Source organism: Galactobacter valiniphilus (assembly GCF_003575975.1).
Classification (GTDB): Bacteria; Actinomycetota; Actinomycetes; order Actinomycetales; family Micrococcaceae; genus Galactobacter; species Galactobacter valiniphilus.
In genome coordinates this window covers 26513-41984 of sequence record NZ_QQXK01000020.1, presented here as the reverse complement: position 1 = coordinate 41984, position 15472 = coordinate 26513, and the positions used below count along the sequence as shown (strand labels likewise).

The following is a 15472-nucleotide window of genomic DNA, read 5'->3' as shown; positions in this document are numbered from 1 at the left end:
GGTGCGGTGATCGGTGCGTGACGACGCGCAGGTCACCCATTGGTGTGACCTATCAGCCTCGTAGCGTACTCCGGTCTGACCACAGCACAAGGGCTTCGGCCCCGACACCCCGTCACACGCGCAGCAGCACCTTGCCCCGATGCTCGCCCGAATCGAAGTACGCGTGCGCCTGATCCGCCTGGTGCAGGCCGAAAACACGGTCCACGTCGGTGCGGATCCGCCCCGCCTCCACGAGCGGCCAGACCCGCTGGCCCACGGAGGCGATGATCGCCGCCTTCTCCTCCTCCGGCCGCGAGCGCAGCGCCACGGAGAAGATGCCACCCTGCTTGTTCATGAGCGCGCGCAGGTCCAGCTCGCCGCGCGTGCCGCCGGTGAAGCCGATCGTCACGATCCGCCCGCCCACGGCGAGCGCGTCAACGTTCGCGGCCAGGTACTTGGCCCCCACGACGTCCAGGATGACGTCCGCGCCGGCCCCCGCGGTGATCTCCTTGACCCGCTGCACAAAGTCCTCGGTGCGGTAGTCGATGGTGTGCTGAGCGCCGTGTGCGCGGGCCCAGGCCAGCTTCTCCTCGCCCGAGCCGGTCGCGATGGTGTGCGCTCCAAGCTCGCGCAGGTACTGCAGGGCAAAGCTGCCGATGCCGCCCGAGCCGCCGTGCACCAGGACCCACTGGCCCGGATGCGTCTGGACGGTGTGGGACAGGTTGGAGACCACGGTGCAGGCGACCTCGGGCAGGCTGGCCGCCGCCTCGAGGCTCACCCCCTCGGGAACGTGCAGCACCTGCGCGCTCGAGACGGCCACGAACTCGGCGTAGCCGCCGCCCGAGAGCAAAGCGCAGACCTCCACCCCGTCGGGCCAGAACTCCTCGCTCACCCCGCGGCCGCGCGCGGCGATGGTCCCGGAGACCTCGAGCCCGGGGATCTGCGTGGCCCCCTCCGGCGGGTTGTAGTGCCCCTGGCGCTGGAGCACATCGGCGCGGTTGAGGCCGGCGGCCGCCACGCGGATGAGCACCTCGCCCGGCCCCGGCTCGGGGACGGGCACCCGTTGGACCTTGATGACCTCCGGCCCGCCAGGCGCCGTGAACAGCGCGGCATTCATGGTGGAGGGGATCGAGTCCGGCGGGGGTAGCAGTCTCATGTGCCCACCGTGCCACGGCGAGGGCGGCGCCACCAGTTCTTGAGGGCTGTGGGTCGTTGAAAGGCACGACGGCGAGCGCTCGCCTTGGGCGGGCCGGGCCCGGGGCCCGCGGGGCCGGGGCCCGCGCCGGGCTTGGACTCCCCGCCGCCCGCCGGCCCCCGCGCTCGCCCACCCGGCGCCCCACCCGGCCACCCACCCGGCGCGCACCGGGCGCGGGAGGTGAGCACCCGACGTCGGGCAGGAGAACTCTGTGTTTCCCCTGCCCCATGCATCACGGTGTGATCTAAGCTCGGACTCGTCACGCTCTCTCCCCCAGGAGGTCTCCCATGCCCGGCTCATCCGGCGTCCTCAAGGCCGGTGTTGGCCTCGGCGCCAGCGCCGCCCTGCTGCTCACGGGGCTTGCCGTCCCGGCCCACGCGGCGCCCGCCCCCATCACGCTGTCCATCGCGTCCTTCAACGACTTTCACGGCAATCTGAGCGACGCTCGCACCGCCACGAAGTTTGCCGCCGCCGTGCAGGCCTGGCGCGCTAAGAACCCCGAGGGCTCGATCCTGACGAGCGCGGGCGACTCGGTGGGCGGCTCCAAGTACCCGTCCTCGATCCAGCAGGACACCCCCACGCTGAAGATCCTCAACGCGCTCGGCGTGAAGGCCTCGGCCGCTGGCAACCACGAGTACGACAAGGGCGCCGCTGACCTCGCGGGGCGCATCAGCGACACCGCCGACTTCCCGTACCTCGCCGCCAACGTCATCGACACGGCGACCGGCAAGTCGGCGCTCCCGGGCTCCGCGACCTTCACCGTCAAGGGCGTCAAAGTGGCGGTGGTCGGCGCGGTGACGAGCGAGCTTCCCACCCTCGTCTCCCCCAGCGGCCTGAGCGGCCTGCGCGTCGAGGACCCGGTCGAGGCCCTCAACCGCGAGGTCAAGGCGTTGCCGGCGGACGTAGACGTCGTGATCGCGAGCTACCACGAGGGCGCGGCCGACGGCAGCTCCCTCGCCGCGGCCAACGCGTCGGTGGGCTTCAAGGACATCGCCGAGAAGACCGACCCGCGCGTCAACGTCATCTTCAACGGGCACACGCACCGCGAGTACTCCTTCTCCACGGGCGGCGGCGACGGCAAGCGTCCGGTGCTGCAGGCCTTCGAGTCGGGCCAGCGCCTCGGCACGGTTGACCTGAGCGTGGACCCCGAGACCCGGGCCGTGACGGTGGGCGCCCAGTCCGTCGTGACGGTGCCGCAGGACATCGACGTCAACGCCGCGGCGGCCGCCGATCCCGTGGTCGCGTCCGTGAAGAAGATCGAGGACGAGGCCCTCGCGACGGCCGCCCAGCTGGGCGACGGCGAGGCGGCCCAGCTCAAGGGCGACCTCACGACCGACTACTACCCCAACGGCGTGGGCAAGGCCGGCGGCGACCGCAGCCAGGAGTCGACGCTCGGCAACTTTGCAGCGACGGCCCTGGCCCACTCCGTGAACGCGGAGGATCCCTCCAAGGTCATCGGCTTCATGAACGCCGGCGGCCTGCGCGACGAGTTCTTCACGAAGCGCACCGGCCGCACCGCCACGAGCGACGACAAGGTCGCCTCCGGCACGGTGGGCCGGCTCTCCGTCAAGGAGGTCTACAACGTCTTCCCGTTCGCCAACACGCTCTCCCGCCTCACCCTCAAGGGTTCCTCGCTCAAGGCCGTGCTGGAGCAGCAGTGGCGCAAGGACGCCTCCGGCACCGAGGTGAAGCTCGCGCTCGGCACCACCAAGAACCTCTCCTACAGCTACGACCTCACGCGGCCCGTGGGCGATCGCGTCACCGCCGTGACGGTCAACGGCGCCCCGCTTGACCCCGCCGCGACGTACACCGTTGCAACGCAGTCCTTCCTGGCCGGCGGCGGCGACGCCTTCGGTGGCTTCACCGAGGCGGTGTCCAACCAGAACCTCGGCGGCATCGACTTCGACGCGCTCCTGGCGTACGTCAAGGCCGGCTCCCCGCTCACGCCCGACTACTCCACGCGCGGCGTGGGCCTGCAGGGCGTGCCCGCTGCCGTGGAACCGGACAAGCAGTACAGCTTCACGGTGCAGCACCCCGACCTGGGTTCCGACGGCGTGCCGGAGACGGCCGCCCTGTCGCTGGTGCTGGTGCCCACGAACGGTGCCGAGCGCGTGCTCGCCTCCGCCCCCGTGACGCACGTCAAGGACGCCACGGGCCGCCTGACGGGTGAGAACTCGGCCACCGTCACGTTCACCGCCCCGGCCGACCTCGCCGCCGGGCGCCTCGAGTTGCGCTCCGCCGCCACGGGCACCGCGGTCCGCCTGCCCTCCTCCGTGGTTCCCGCCGTCCCCGCCCAGGAGCTGAGCATCGCGCAGATCCAGGGCACGGGCTCCGCGACCACCTACGCGGGCAAGAAGGTCAGCACCACGGGCGTCGTCACCGCGACGTACGCCACGGGTGGCTTCAACGGCTACTACCTGCAGACCCCCGGCAAGCCCGGACGCCACGAGAAGGCCAGCCGCGCCGTGTTCGTGTACTCCAAGGACACCGTGGGCCAGGTCAAGATCGGCGACACCGTCAAGGTCACCGGCACGGCCGGCGAGTACTTCGGCCTCACCCAGATGACCGTCCCCGCCGGCGGCGCCACCGTGCTGCCCGCCCAGGGCAAGGTCAAGCCGCTCAAGCTCTCCTGGCCCCGCACGTCCGATGAGCGCGAGCGCTACGAGGGCATGCTGGTCTCTCCCCGCGGCGAGTACACCGTGGCCGATAACTACAAGCTGAACCAGTACGGCGAGATCACCCTCGCCACGGGCACCTCCCGGCTCGTGAAGGGCGTCAAGACACTCTCCCAGCCCACAGACGTGGCCCGCCCGGGTTCGGCCCGCGCGGCGGCGGTCGAGGCGGAGAACCTCTCCCGCGCCGTGGGTCTGGATGATGGATCCACGCTCAACTTCCTCGGGAACGCTGCCGCCAAGGCCACGCCCCTGCCGTACCTGCGCAAGGCGACGCCCGTCAGCGTGGGCGCCACCGCGAAGTTCAACCAGCCGGTCATCCTCGATTGGCGCAACGACACCTGGAAGTTCCAGCCCACCACGCACCTCACCGACGCGAACAAGGCCACCGTCCAGCCGGCCACGTTCAAGCAGCCCAAGCAGGATGCGCCCCGCGTGCGCAGCGACATCAAGATCTCCTCGTTCAACGTGCTGAACTTCTTCACCACGACGGGCGATAAGGTCCCGGGCTGCACGTTCTACACGGACCGCGCCGGCGCGCCGATCTCGGTCAAGGACGGCTGCACCGTCCGCGGTGCCGCGAACGACGCCAACCGCCAGCGCCAGGAGGACAAGCTCGTCTCCGCGATCAACGCGCTCGACGTGGACGTGCTCTCGCTCGAGGAGATCGAGAACGGCGCCCGCTTCGGCACCGATCGCGATGCCACCCTGGCCCGCCTCGTGTGGGGCCTGAACAACGCCGAGAAGTCCTCGCCGAACCAGCGCGGCGAGTGGGCATGGATCCCGAGCATCGGCAACGGCCCGGCCACGGAGGACGCCATCCGCACGGCGTTCATCTACCGCAAGGGCACCGTGAAGCCGAGCGAGGGCCCGCAGCTGCTGCACCACGCGGCGTTCGCGAACGCGCGCGAGCCGCTCGCGCAGGTCTTCGAGCCGGTCACCTCCGGCAAGGGCAAGCACGCCACGGATCAGCGCTTCCTGGCGATCGTGAACCACTTCAAGTCCAAGTCCTACCGCGCCGGTGATCCCATCGATGAGGCGAACAAGGACAAGGGCGACGGCCAGGGCGCCTGGAACGCCGCGCGCGTGGAGCAGGCCAAGGCCCTCGTGGCCTGGGCTTCCAAGCTCCAGGTCGAGAAGAAGGTGAAGAACATCTTCCTGCTCGGCGACTTCAACGCCTACTCGCAGGAGGACCCGATCAAGGTCATCGCCGACGCCGGCTACACCGACCAGGGCGCCCTGACCCGCCAGAGCACCTACCTGTTCGGCGGCCGCACCGGATCGCTTGATCACGTCTTCACCAATGCGGCCGCCACCCAGGCCGCGAAGGACCGCGAGGTCTGGAACATCAACTCCACGGAGTCGGTGGCCTTCGAGTACAGCCGCTTCAACAACAACGTCACGGACCTCTACTCCAAGGACGCCCGGCGCTCCTCGGATCACGATCCGCTCGTCGTCGGCTTCGATCTGAGCCGCCGCTGACGCTGGTCACGGATGCCGCGGCGGGCACCCCGGTGCGCGGGCACGCCGCGGCATCCCCTAGACTGCTTGGGTCGAGGAAGGTTGTCCGAGCGGCCTAAGGAGCTGGTCTTGAAAACCAGTGTGGGGTAATCCCTCACCAAGGGTTCAAATCCCTTACCTTCCGCGGATCAATGACGCAGCCCCCACCCGGAAACGGGTGGGGGCTGCGTCATTGTCGGTTTCGGGGCAATGCCCGACGGCGGGCGGTTGCCTCCCGGCGCTAGGGCAGCACCCAGCCCGGCCTCGCGGCGTCGGGCGCCTCCCCGGCCGCGGCCGGGGTCTCAAACCCGGCCCGCGTGAGGATGCTCGCGGCCACCGCGTCGGCGTCGGCGAGGCTCAGGCCTCCGGCGTGCGGGCCGGCGCCGGCCTCCGCCGCGATCGCCGTGCCCCACTGCACCGAGGAGAGCTGCAGGCCCAGCACGTGCAGGTTCTCGCGCACGGAGCCGTCGGCCCCGACGAGGCGCCGGTCGGCGCCCGAAACGTCGAGCCCCGAGCCGGGCACCTCCTCGCCGTCCGCCGTGACGCGGCGGCGCGGGCGCCCCAGCCCGGAGGCGAGGATCCCGCGCAGCAGCGCCGAGTCCGTCACGGCAACGCGATTGGCGGGCATCATGGCCTCCACCATCCAGCGGGCCTCGACCGGCGGGGCCTGCACCCACGGCGAGGACACGGCAAAGACGCCGCGCTCGTCGTCGAAGTCGTACGCGGGCTCCGGGCCCACGATCTTCACGAGCCCGGCGCGCGCCAGCGCGGCCAACTGCTCGATGCGTTCGAGCGGCGGCCCCGAGGCCAGCCCCTCCACGAGCGGCTCGAACCAGCCGCGCACCTGCACCGCAACGGAGCGCTCGTCCACGATGCCCTCGGCCACGAGCCGCTTGGCCAGCAGACGGCCGGCGTGCAGCGCCCCGATCGCCAGGTGCTCGGGATCCGCCTCGCCGCGAGCGGCGCCCGCGGCGTCCGCCTCGAGCAGTTCGATCACGGCCTGGGCGTGGCCCTCGGCGCTCGTGTGACCCACCCCGGCGAAGGGCCTGGCGAGCGAACGGATGTCGAAGAACTCCGCCTCCGGCGCGGCCTCGCGCAGCAGGTCGCGGACGCGGATGGTCCAGACCTCGTCGCCGATGTCCGACGGGGCGTCGAGGATCTCGGCGAGCTCCTCGAGGAAGCCGTCCGGCCCGCCGCCGAAGAGGTGCGGCTCGGCCTGCGCCAGCGCGCGGTAGTAGTGCTCCACCACATCGCGCTGCAGGAGCGGCCAGACGTGACGGTCGAAGTCCACGGTGCCGCGCACCCGGCCGGCCACGCCGTGCCCGGCCGCCGCCACCACGCGCTCGTAGCTCAGGTGACGCAGCAACACGTCATGCGGCACAAAGCTATCGCCCACGCTCTTGGCGCGGTACGGAGCGCCGCGGCGGGCACCGGCCACGAGCACCGGCTCCCGCCCGGACGGCACGTAGCGCAGGGCCCGACCCGCCGGCTCGCCCGTTGACTCGAAGCGGCCGCCGCGCCCCACGCTGAGGGCGATCATGAGGTCGAAGAAGTTCAGGCCCATGCCGCGCACCAGCACCGGCTCGCCCGCGGGGAAGACGGAGTGGTCAACGTCCGCCGGCACGTGCGGGGGAAGGTAGCCCGCGCCGAGGCCCGCACTGGCCCGGCCCACGGCCTCCTGCTCGGGGCTCAGGCGCGCCGGCACGTGCCCCAAGGCCAGGATCACCTCGTCCGCATGCAGCACGGTCCCGTCGTCCAGCACCACGCGATACCCGCCGTTGACGTCGGGATCCACGGCCACGGCCGAGCGCGCGTGGTGGTTCGGGCCGTCCACGCCGGCCGTGCGGGCGGCGAGCGCGGCAACCCGGCGCCACAGCTCGCGCAGATACGCGCCGTAGAGCGCGCGCGGAGGGAACTGATTGCGCCCCAGGGCCTCGAGCTCCGCGGCCTCGGTCTCGCTGAGTTTGGCGCCCCCACCGCCCGCGGCCCGGAAGTCCTCGAAGCTGAAGCCCGGCGCAGCCGTGGGATAGAAGCTGGGCGTGTTCATGAGGAAGAGCCGGTTCTGATCGGTGGCCCACACGTGGCCGGGTCCCGGCTCGTGCGGATCCACGACGTCGAGGCGCACGCGCGGCGCCGCCCCTTCGCTGGGCGAGCCGCCCGCGGCCGCCGCCGCGCGTGACACGATCCGCTCCACGGCGCTCGTGCCGCGCGGCCCGGCGCCGATCACGACGACGCGGCGCGGCGCCGCCAGAGGGGCCTCGGTCCCGGCCCCCGCCGGGGCGGGGTCCGCACCCCAGCCCTCGCGCGCCGTCGTGCCCTGTGCCGTGTCCATGCCGCCTCCGCCAACGTCCTTGCCGCCGGGAATGCCCGGCACCGCCATGCTCCCACCCCCGCGCGTGGGCGCCCAAGCCGCGGCGCCGCGCGGCGCCATCCAGCGGCGCACCAGGACCTAGCCTGGTGCCATGGAGACGCAACGCGGCACGCAGGACCGGGACTGGCTCGACGAGATGCACGGGGAGCGCGCGCTCGCGTGGGCCCACCGCCGGGCGGCGGCGACCGACGCCGTCCTGGATTCGGAGGAGCATCGGCGGATCGTGGGTGAGATCGCCGAGGCGCTCGACGCGCCCGACCGCCTGGCGCTCGCGACGAAGCACGGCCGGCGCTACACGAACTTCTGGCAGGACGCGGGCCACCCGCGCGGACTGTGGCGCAGCACCGACTGGGACTCGTACGCCGCCGGTGACCCCGCGTGGGAGACGCTCCTCGACCTCGATGCACTCAGCGCCGAAGAGGGCGTGGAGTGGGTCTGGGCCGGCGCCCACTGGCGCCCCGAGCCCGATGGCGCCGAGCCGCACCGCGCGCTCCTGAGCCTCTCCCCCGACGGCGGCGACGCGACGCGGATCAGGGAGTTCGACGTCGAGACCAAGGCCTGGGTGCCGGGCGGCTTCGACCTGCCGCTCGGCAAGACCAACGCCTCCTGGTCCGGGCCGGACGAGCTGCTCGTGGGGGCCATCACGGGCGAGGACGATGTCACGCGCTCCTCGTATGCGCGCTGCGTGCGGCGCCTCGCGCGCGGGGAGGCCCTGGCCGACGCGCCGGTGGTGTTCGAGGTGGACGCCTCCCACGTGGCCGGAGGCGCCGGGCACGAGCACACGCGCGGATTCGAGCGCGAGCTGGCCTGGGACAGCATCGACTTCTACGAATCCATCACCTACCTGTGGGTGGACGACGCCGGGGAGGCGGGGACGGGAGCGTGGGTGGAGATCGAGGTCCCGAGCGACGCCCGCGTCTCTCTCTTCCGCGAGTGGCTCGTGGTGCGGACCATGAGCGAGTGGTCGGTGGGCGGCGCGGTCTACGGGCCGGGAACGCTGCTCGCGGCGCCGCTCGCCGACTGGATGGCCGGGGAGCGCGCACTGACGCCCGTGTTCGTGCCCGGTGAAGGCGAGGCCATCGCCGGCCTCACCTTCACCGCCTCGAAGGGCCTGCTGACCGTGCTCAAGGACGTCGCGAGCCGCGTGCTGATCCTCGACCCGGCCGAGGGCTGGGCGATCACCGAGCTGCCGGGCGTACCGGAGCTCTCCAGCGTCTCGGTGTGGCCCGTGGACGACGAGGACGAGGAGTGCGGCGAGGATTACTGGATGCTCTCCTCCGGCTTCCTGCAACCCTCCACGCTGTGGCGCGGCACGCTGGCCGGCTCGGCGGCGCAGACCGAACCGGCCTCGCTCATCGCGGCCGCGCCCGCGCGCTTCGACGCGAGCGGCTTCGAGGTGAGCCAGCGCTTCGCCGTGTCCGACGACGGCACGCGCGTCCCCTACTTCCTCGTGGCGCCGCGCGGCGTCCCGCTGGACGGGCGGACCCCGGTGCTGATCAGCGCCTACGGCGGCTTCCGCACCTCCCTCACGCCCGGCTATTCGCCGGCCGTGGGCCTGGGATGGCTTGGGCGCACGACGGCGGACGGTCGCCACCCCGCCTACGTCCTCGCCAACCTGCGCGGCGGCGGCGAGTACGGGCCGGCGTGGCACGCGGCCGCCCTGCGGGAGAAGCGCCCCCGGGCCTTCGAGGACCTCGCGGCCGTGGCGCGGGACCTGCAGGAGTTCGGGCTGAGCTCGCCCGCCACGACCACCATGATGGGCCGCTCCAACGGCGGGCTGCTGGCCGGCAACGCCTACACGCGCTACCCCGAGCTCTTCGGCGGCATCAGCTGCGGCGTGCCGCTCCTGGACATGCTCCGCTACACGACCCTCTCCGCCGGGCACTCCTGGATCGCCGAGTACGGGGACCCCGAGGTGCCGGAGGACGCCGTGTTCCTCCGAGAGATGTCTCCCGTGCACCGGCTCATCGACCACCCGCAGTCCGTCTTCCCTCCATTGCTCGTCTGGACGACGACGAGCGATGACCGCGTGGGGCCGGTCCAGGCCAGGCACATGGCGGCCGCGCTGGACGAGCTCGGCGTGGACACCGCTTGGTACCACGAGGAGGAGGGCGGCGGGCATGCCGGCAGCGTGGACCACGCCGATACCGCCCGCATGCTCGCCCGCAGCTACACCTTCCTCTGGCTCGCGGCGACCGCGCCGGAGCGCCTACGCCGCGGCTGAGGCCGCCCGGCGCGGCGCCCGGAGGGGCTTTTCCCGCCACGCGGAAGCGCCATTTTGGTGCGTGGGGCCCGGCTCCGCTACGCTGGGCATGTTGCTTCGGCAACGTGGACACGTGCCAGAGCGGCCGAATGGACTTCACTGCTAATGAAGGGTCCGCCGAAAGGTGGACCGGGGGTTCAAATCCCCCCGTGTCCGCGAACATGAAGGCCCCGGAGTCTTGAGCGATCAAGACCCCGGGGCCGTTTTCGTGCCCTCGCCGCGGTGAGATGCCTGCTGCGGGGGAGCGCCGGCGCGGCGCCGCTGCGCCGGTACGCCGGTGCGATCCGTCGCCCCGCGACTTTTTCGTCCCTCCGCGACTCTTTGTCGCGGAGGGACGAGAAAGTCGCGAGATGGCCGAACGGCCGGATCCGGCCGACGGTTTCGACGTGCCCAAAACCATGTCCAGAATACCGGACACAGGCCCCGGGGCGCCCCGCGAGCACGCGGGCCGCCCGTGATCGCGCTCTCACGCGAGCTCGCCTGCCGAGCCGGCAGCCGACGACCGCAACCCACATCCCTGCTCGGCCGACGCCCCCAGACGCCGACCCTCCGCGAGACGTTCTCGCGCGACTTTTTCAAAATGCTTTGGAAATACCTTTGGCGTATCCAATATCGCCCCAGCAGGCCAATCCGAGCGTGAGAGCGCTCTTTGGCACCCCTCTTACAAATTTTTTTTGAGGGAGTTTTCGCAAGGTGCATGCCGAAAGATCCTTGAAATCTCGGGGATCGTTGGAACGCAGGCTTCCTCACTAACAAACGAGGCTATCGAAAGCGGCTTGCATATAACCGGAGACGGGGCAATGTCTTCTGCAACGGACATCCCAAAGTCCATTTCAGAACCCCCGCCCTAAAGAGGCAGTCATGAAGACCACCACCCGCTTCTCCGCATCGCAGCCAAGCTGATCGCCGGTTTCGTGGCTGCTGGCATGCTGGCTGGCGGCGCCGCCGCCTTCGCTCCGGCTCCCGAGGCCGCCGCGGCCACGATGACCCAGGCGCAGAAGACCTCCATCGAGCAGAAGGTCGAGGTCGAGCTGGTCAAGCTCACCAACACGACCCGCGCTCGCGTCGGCCTGAAGCCGCTGAAGGTGGACTACCTGCTCACCAAGTCGACCCGCTCCTGGTCCCGGGTGATGTCCTCGAAGAACTCGATGTTCCACAGCACCACCTACCCCTTCCCGGCTCGCACCGAGTCGGCCGGCGAGAACGTGCTGCGCGCCCCCGTCACCGCCTCTGCCGCTCAGATGCAGGCGGCGTGGGAGGCCTCCCCGACCCACTGGGCCAACCTGGCCGCCAAGCGCTACGGCTACGTCGGCTTCGGCGCCGAGATCGATGACCGCGGCAACATCTGGGTCACGGCTCACTTCCTGGGCGATGTGAACGGCGACTACAAGCCGCAGTCCACCCCCTCCACCAAGGCCGTCGCCGGCTCCAAGGTCACCGCCTCCAAGTCCGCCACCGCCCGCCCCGCCTTCTCCAAGCAGCTCACCGCCCAGAAGAAGGCCGTCGCCTCCGCCAAGGCCACCGCCAAGAAGCTGGCCAAGAAGGCCACCACTTCCTCCAAGGTCCGCAAGGCCGTCTCGGCCCTGAAGTCCTACGAGTCCTACGTCGCCAAGCACACCCCGAAGATCACCTCCAAGACCGCCGTCAAGACGGTCCAGAAGAACACCGCCACGGTGAAGACGCAGACCACCAAGCTGAACAAGCTGATCAAGGCTGCCAAGAAGGCCTGATCACCACAGACTCCGGTGAGGGGCCGAGGGCGATTCTTGGGGGATCGCCCTCACCCCGAACCGAAGAAACCACCGGCGGACCGGCCCGCAGCGCCCTTCGGGGGTGGGGCCAGGACCGGTCCGCCGGATCCGCAGGGCACCGGGCCCGGGAAAGACGGGGGTGTTTCCAGGGCCCACCGCCCACCCTGTTGGTCGGAGGCCGACGGCGGTTCTTGGGGGATCGCCGTCGGCCTCCGCGGCCGTTAACGAAGAAAACTGCCCGGCCGCTTCGCCCCTCACGGGGGGAAGCGGCCGGGCAGTCGAGCGGAGGTGGGCCTACTACTCGCGGCGGTGGCGGAAGGACTCGAGCATGCCCAGGGCTTGCTCGGGCGAGATGCCGGTGTGGCGGGAGACGAGCTGGGCCGCGGCCACGAGGTCGCCGGCGCGCAGAGCGGAGAAGAAGCTCTCCCGCTCGTCCTCGGGCAGCGCCTGAGTGGAGAAGTCCACCTGCTGGCCGTTGCCGAGATCGAAGCGCAGCGAGATGCCCTGGACGTGCTCGGGGCCGGCCTCGAGATTGGCGCGGAGGGCCTCCTCCACGGAGGCGGCGTCCGCACCCATGCGCTCGGCGATGAGGCCCGCGGCCTCCGAGAACTCGCCATCGCGCAGCTGGGACATGAACTGATCGCGTTCCGCGGCGGGCAGCTCCAGCGTGGAGAAGCGGCGCAGCTCGTCGCCGTCGAGGCGCGTGAGCTCCATGTTCAGCTCGCTCGTGTTCTCGCCGCCGTACTCGTCGGCCCAGTGATCGGGGATGACCCACTCCCCCGTCTCCGTGCCGTCGCCGCTGGTCTCCGCGGCGGAGGTCTGCGCCTCGAGGGCGGCGGCCTCCGGGGAGGCGGACGCCTCCGGCTCGGAGGCCTGAGCCGCGGGGCCCGACGGCGCGGCGAGGGTCCCGGCGTCCGGCTCGCCCGCGGCGGGCTGAGGGGTGTCGGAGGCGGCCGGACCGCTCGGCTCCTGCTCGGAGGCGGCCGAGGCGGCGGCCGCGGGTGCCACCCACACCTGCGGGAAGCTGCGCAGCGCCTGCGCGTCCAGCAGGCTCTCGCGGACACCGGCTCCCGTGGCGAGCTTGATCGCCTGGGCCGCGGAGAGGACGTTATCCGCGGCCAGGAAGCGGTAGACCTCGCGGTGCTGGGTCTCGCTCAGGCGCGCGGAGGCCGCTTGGGCGCGCTCGGGCGTGAGCGCGGCGGAGAAGCTTTGTGCGTTGCGCCGGCGCAGCCCACGCAACCAGAACGAGGCGCCGCCCACGGCCACCACCAGCCCGAGTACCAACCACAGCCAGAAATCCATAGCTTCCAGTCTAGGGGCGGGCGCTGTGGGCCGCCCGGGCGTTGCGCCTTGGCCCCGGCCGGAGCGGTCCGGGCCCGAGCCGGGGAGCCGGCGCCGAGCGCGAGACCGCGCGGCCGGGCACCCTGTGGGCGCAGTGGCAGGCGCCCGGCTCGGCGCTCTGGCTCAGCCCACCAGGCCGAGTGCGAAGGGAAGTACGCCGGGTGCGCCGGCCTCGCGCAGCAAACGCGCGGCCTCGGTGAGGCTCCAGCGCGAATCGCACAGATCGTCCACGAGCAGCAGCGGGCCAGGGGCCTGGGCCAGGTCCTCCGCCCACTCCTGCGGAACCCTGAACGCGCCGCGCACATCGGCGAAGCGGTAGGCCGAGTTGCCCCCGGGACCGAGGCGCGGGCCCTCTCCCGCGTACTCCAGGGAACCGAGGTACCGCAGGCGGCCCAGCTCGGCGAGTCCCTGTCCGAGCGAGTGCACGAGCTGCGGGCGCTGGCGCGACGGCATGGTCACGACGCCCACGGGGCGCTCGGCCCAGCCCCACTGCCCCAGAACGATGGCGCAGGCCCGCAGCAGCTCGGGCGAGACGGGGCCGTCCGGCGTTTGGTTTGCTGCCTCGAAGATCTTGCGCAGCGTGCCGCCCCAGCCGAGGTCTGTGAGCCTGGCCAGGGCCCGCCCCTCGCTCGCCTGCTCGGCCTCGGAGATCTTGCCCTTGACCGGCACCCCGAGCCGGTCGGCGCCCGTGGGGTAGAGCTTACGCGGCTCGATCGCCACGCCCACGCGGTCGAGGCCCTTCGTTGCGGCCTGCAGCGCACCCTCCTCGACGGAGCCGGGGAACCAGCGACCCGCGCAGTTGTCGCACCGCCCGCAGGCGGTGGCCGTGGGGTCGTCCAGCTGGCGGGCCAGGAACTCCATGCGGCAGCCCTCGGTGCGCTCGAACTCCAGCATGGCGTTCTGCTCGTCCAAGCGCGCCCGGGCCACACGGGCGTAGCGCTCGGCGTCGTAGGTCCACGGCACGCCGGTGGACTGCCAGCCGCCGGCGACGCGCTCCACGGCACCGTCCACGGCGAGCACCTTGAGCAGCAGCTCGAGCGGCGTGCGGCGCAGGTTGACCCGCACCTCGAGCGCGGGGACGGAGAGCGCCCCGCCCGCCTCGGCGAGGGCCGAGAGGACAGCGTGCGCGCGGGCCTCATCCGGCATGGAGGCCGTGGCGAAGTAACGCCAGATCTCCTTGTCCTCGGGGCCGGGCAGGAGCAGCACGTCGGCGCTCTCGGTGGCGCGGCCGGCGCGGCCCACCTGCTGGTAGTAAGCCACGGGCGAGCCCGGCGCCCCGACGTGAACCACAAAACCGAGGTCCGGCTTGTCGAAGCCCATGCCGAGCGCGCTCGTGGCCACGAGGGCCTTGACCTGGTTGTCCTTCAGGGCCTGCTCGGCACGCATGCGCTCGTCCGTGTCGGTGCGGCCGGTGTACGCCAACACGTCGAAGCCGGAGCGGCTCAGCAGGGCTGCGATGTCCTCGGCGGCGGAGACCGTCAGCGCATAGATGATGCCGCTGCCCGGCAGCTCCGCCAGGTGCTGCACGAGCCAGCCCAGCTGCGCCCGCGCCGAGGGCAGCCGCAGCACCCCCAGGCGCAGGGAGGCACGGGCGAGCGGGCCGCGCAGCGTGAAGACCTCGGTGCCGCCGACCGCGAGCTGTTCCTCGATGTCGGTGACCACGCGCGCGTTGGCCGTGGCCGTGGTGGCCAGGACGGGAACGCGCTGGGGCAGGCGGGCGATGAGGTCGCGGATGCGGCGGTAGTCGGGGCGGAAGTCGTGGCCCCAGTCGGAGACGCAGTGCGCCTCGTCCACCACGAGCAGGCCCATGGTGTCCAGGAGCCGCGGAAGCTGGGTCTCGCGGAAGGAGGGGTTGTTGAGGCGCTCCGGGGAGACCAGGAGGACGTCGATCTGGCCCGCCTCCAGCAGCCCCTGCACGCGACCCCACTCGGTGGCGTTGGCGGAGTTGATGGCCTCGGCGCGCACCCCGGCCCGTTCGGCGGCGGCGACCTGATCCCGCATGAGCGCCAGGAGCGGCGAGATGATGAGCGTGGGGCCAGCCCCGCGCTTGCGCAGCAGGAGCGAGGCCACGAAGTACACGGCCGACTTGCCCCAGCCGGTGCGCTGAACCACGAGGGCGCGACGGCCGTGGGCCACGAGCGCCTCGATGGCCTCGAATTGACCTGCGTGGAACTCGGCGTCCGGGCGGCCCACGAGCGCCCGCAGGATGGCCGTGGCCTCCTGACGCAGCTCGGAGTCCGCGCCCGCCGGGGCGGGCTGCGCTGGGATGACCGGGGGCTGGGTATCGCTCACGCCCCCAGTATCCCAGCGCGACCCGACAGCACGACGGCGCCCACGCGCCGCATGTGCTCTCACCCGCCCTGTGAGGGACACGGCCCCGGGCCTTCCGGCCGCCGCCCA

The 15472-nt window shown here is 71.8% G+C and carries 7 protein-coding genes and 2 tRNA genes; 5 read left to right on the top strand and 4 right to left on the bottom strand.

The genetic code is table 11. The features are described 5' to 3' along the window. Window positions 1-112: 112 nt before the first annotated feature. A complete protein-coding gene (locus DWB68_RS10555) occupies window positions 113-1096 on the bottom strand; it encodes an NAD(P)H-quinone oxidoreductase (protein ID WP_119425102.1) in 984 nt (327 codons plus the stop codon). Between the two features lie 365 nt (window positions 1097-1461). On the opposite strand from DWB68_RS10555, the gene DWB68_RS10550 reads away from it, so the two are divergent. Both DWB68_RS10550 and DWB68_RS10545 read left to right on the top strand, forming a co-directional pair. Then, on the top strand, window positions 1462-5328 hold the full coding sequence (locus tag DWB68_RS10550; protein WP_119425101.1) for an ExeM/NucH family extracellular endonuclease: 3867 nt from the start codon (window positions 1462-1464) through the stop codon (window positions 5326-5328). 75 nt (window positions 5329-5403) lie between these two features. Then, window positions 5404-5491 (top strand) — tRNA-Ser (locus tag DWB68_RS10545). A 96-nt stretch (window positions 5492-5587) separates the two neighbouring features. On the opposite strand, the gene DWB68_RS10540 is transcribed toward DWB68_RS10545, so the two are convergent. Beyond that, window positions 5588-7720: an FAD/NAD(P)-binding protein gene (locus DWB68_RS10540; RefSeq protein ID WP_158588288.1), complete on the bottom strand. Its 2133-nt coding sequence runs from the start codon at window positions 7718-7720 to the stop codon at window positions 5588-5590. Between the two features lie 88 nt (window positions 7721-7808). On the opposite strand from DWB68_RS10540, the gene DWB68_RS10535 reads away from it, so the two are divergent. The 3 genes from DWB68_RS10535 (at window position 7809) to DWB68_RS10525 (ending at window position 11710) form a co-directional block, all read left to right on the top strand. Beyond that, the gene (locus DWB68_RS10535) at window positions 7809-9941 is read left to right on the top strand and encodes a prolyl oligopeptidase family serine peptidase (RefSeq protein ID WP_119425099.1); all 2133 of its coding nucleotides are present in this window, start codon (window positions 7809-7811) and stop codon (window positions 9939-9941) included. Between the two features lie 106 nt (window positions 9942-10047). Beyond that, a tRNA-Ser gene (locus DWB68_RS10530) sits at window positions 10048-10136 on the top strand. A gap of 758 nt (window positions 10137-10894) precedes the next feature. Beyond that, window positions 10895-11710, top strand: a complete 816-nt coding sequence (locus tag DWB68_RS10525; protein WP_147391654.1) for a CAP domain-containing protein — start codon at window positions 10895-10897, stop codon at window positions 11708-11710. 318 nt (window positions 11711-12028) lie between these two features. Here the strand turns inward: DWB68_RS10525 and DWB68_RS10520 are convergent, their stop codons facing one another. Together DWB68_RS10520 and DWB68_RS10515 are read right to left on the bottom strand one after the other, a co-directional pair. Further along, window positions 12029-13033, bottom strand: a complete 1005-nt coding sequence (locus tag DWB68_RS10520; protein WP_119425097.1) for a cytochrome c-type biogenesis protein — start codon at window positions 13031-13033, stop codon at window positions 12029-12031. A gap of 162 nt (window positions 13034-13195) precedes the next feature. Further along, window positions 13196-15364: a RecQ family ATP-dependent DNA helicase gene (locus DWB68_RS10515; protein ID WP_119425096.1), complete on the bottom strand. Its 2169-nt coding sequence runs from the start codon at window positions 15362-15364 to the stop codon at window positions 13196-13198. Between the last annotated feature and the right edge of the window lie 108 nt (window positions 15365-15472).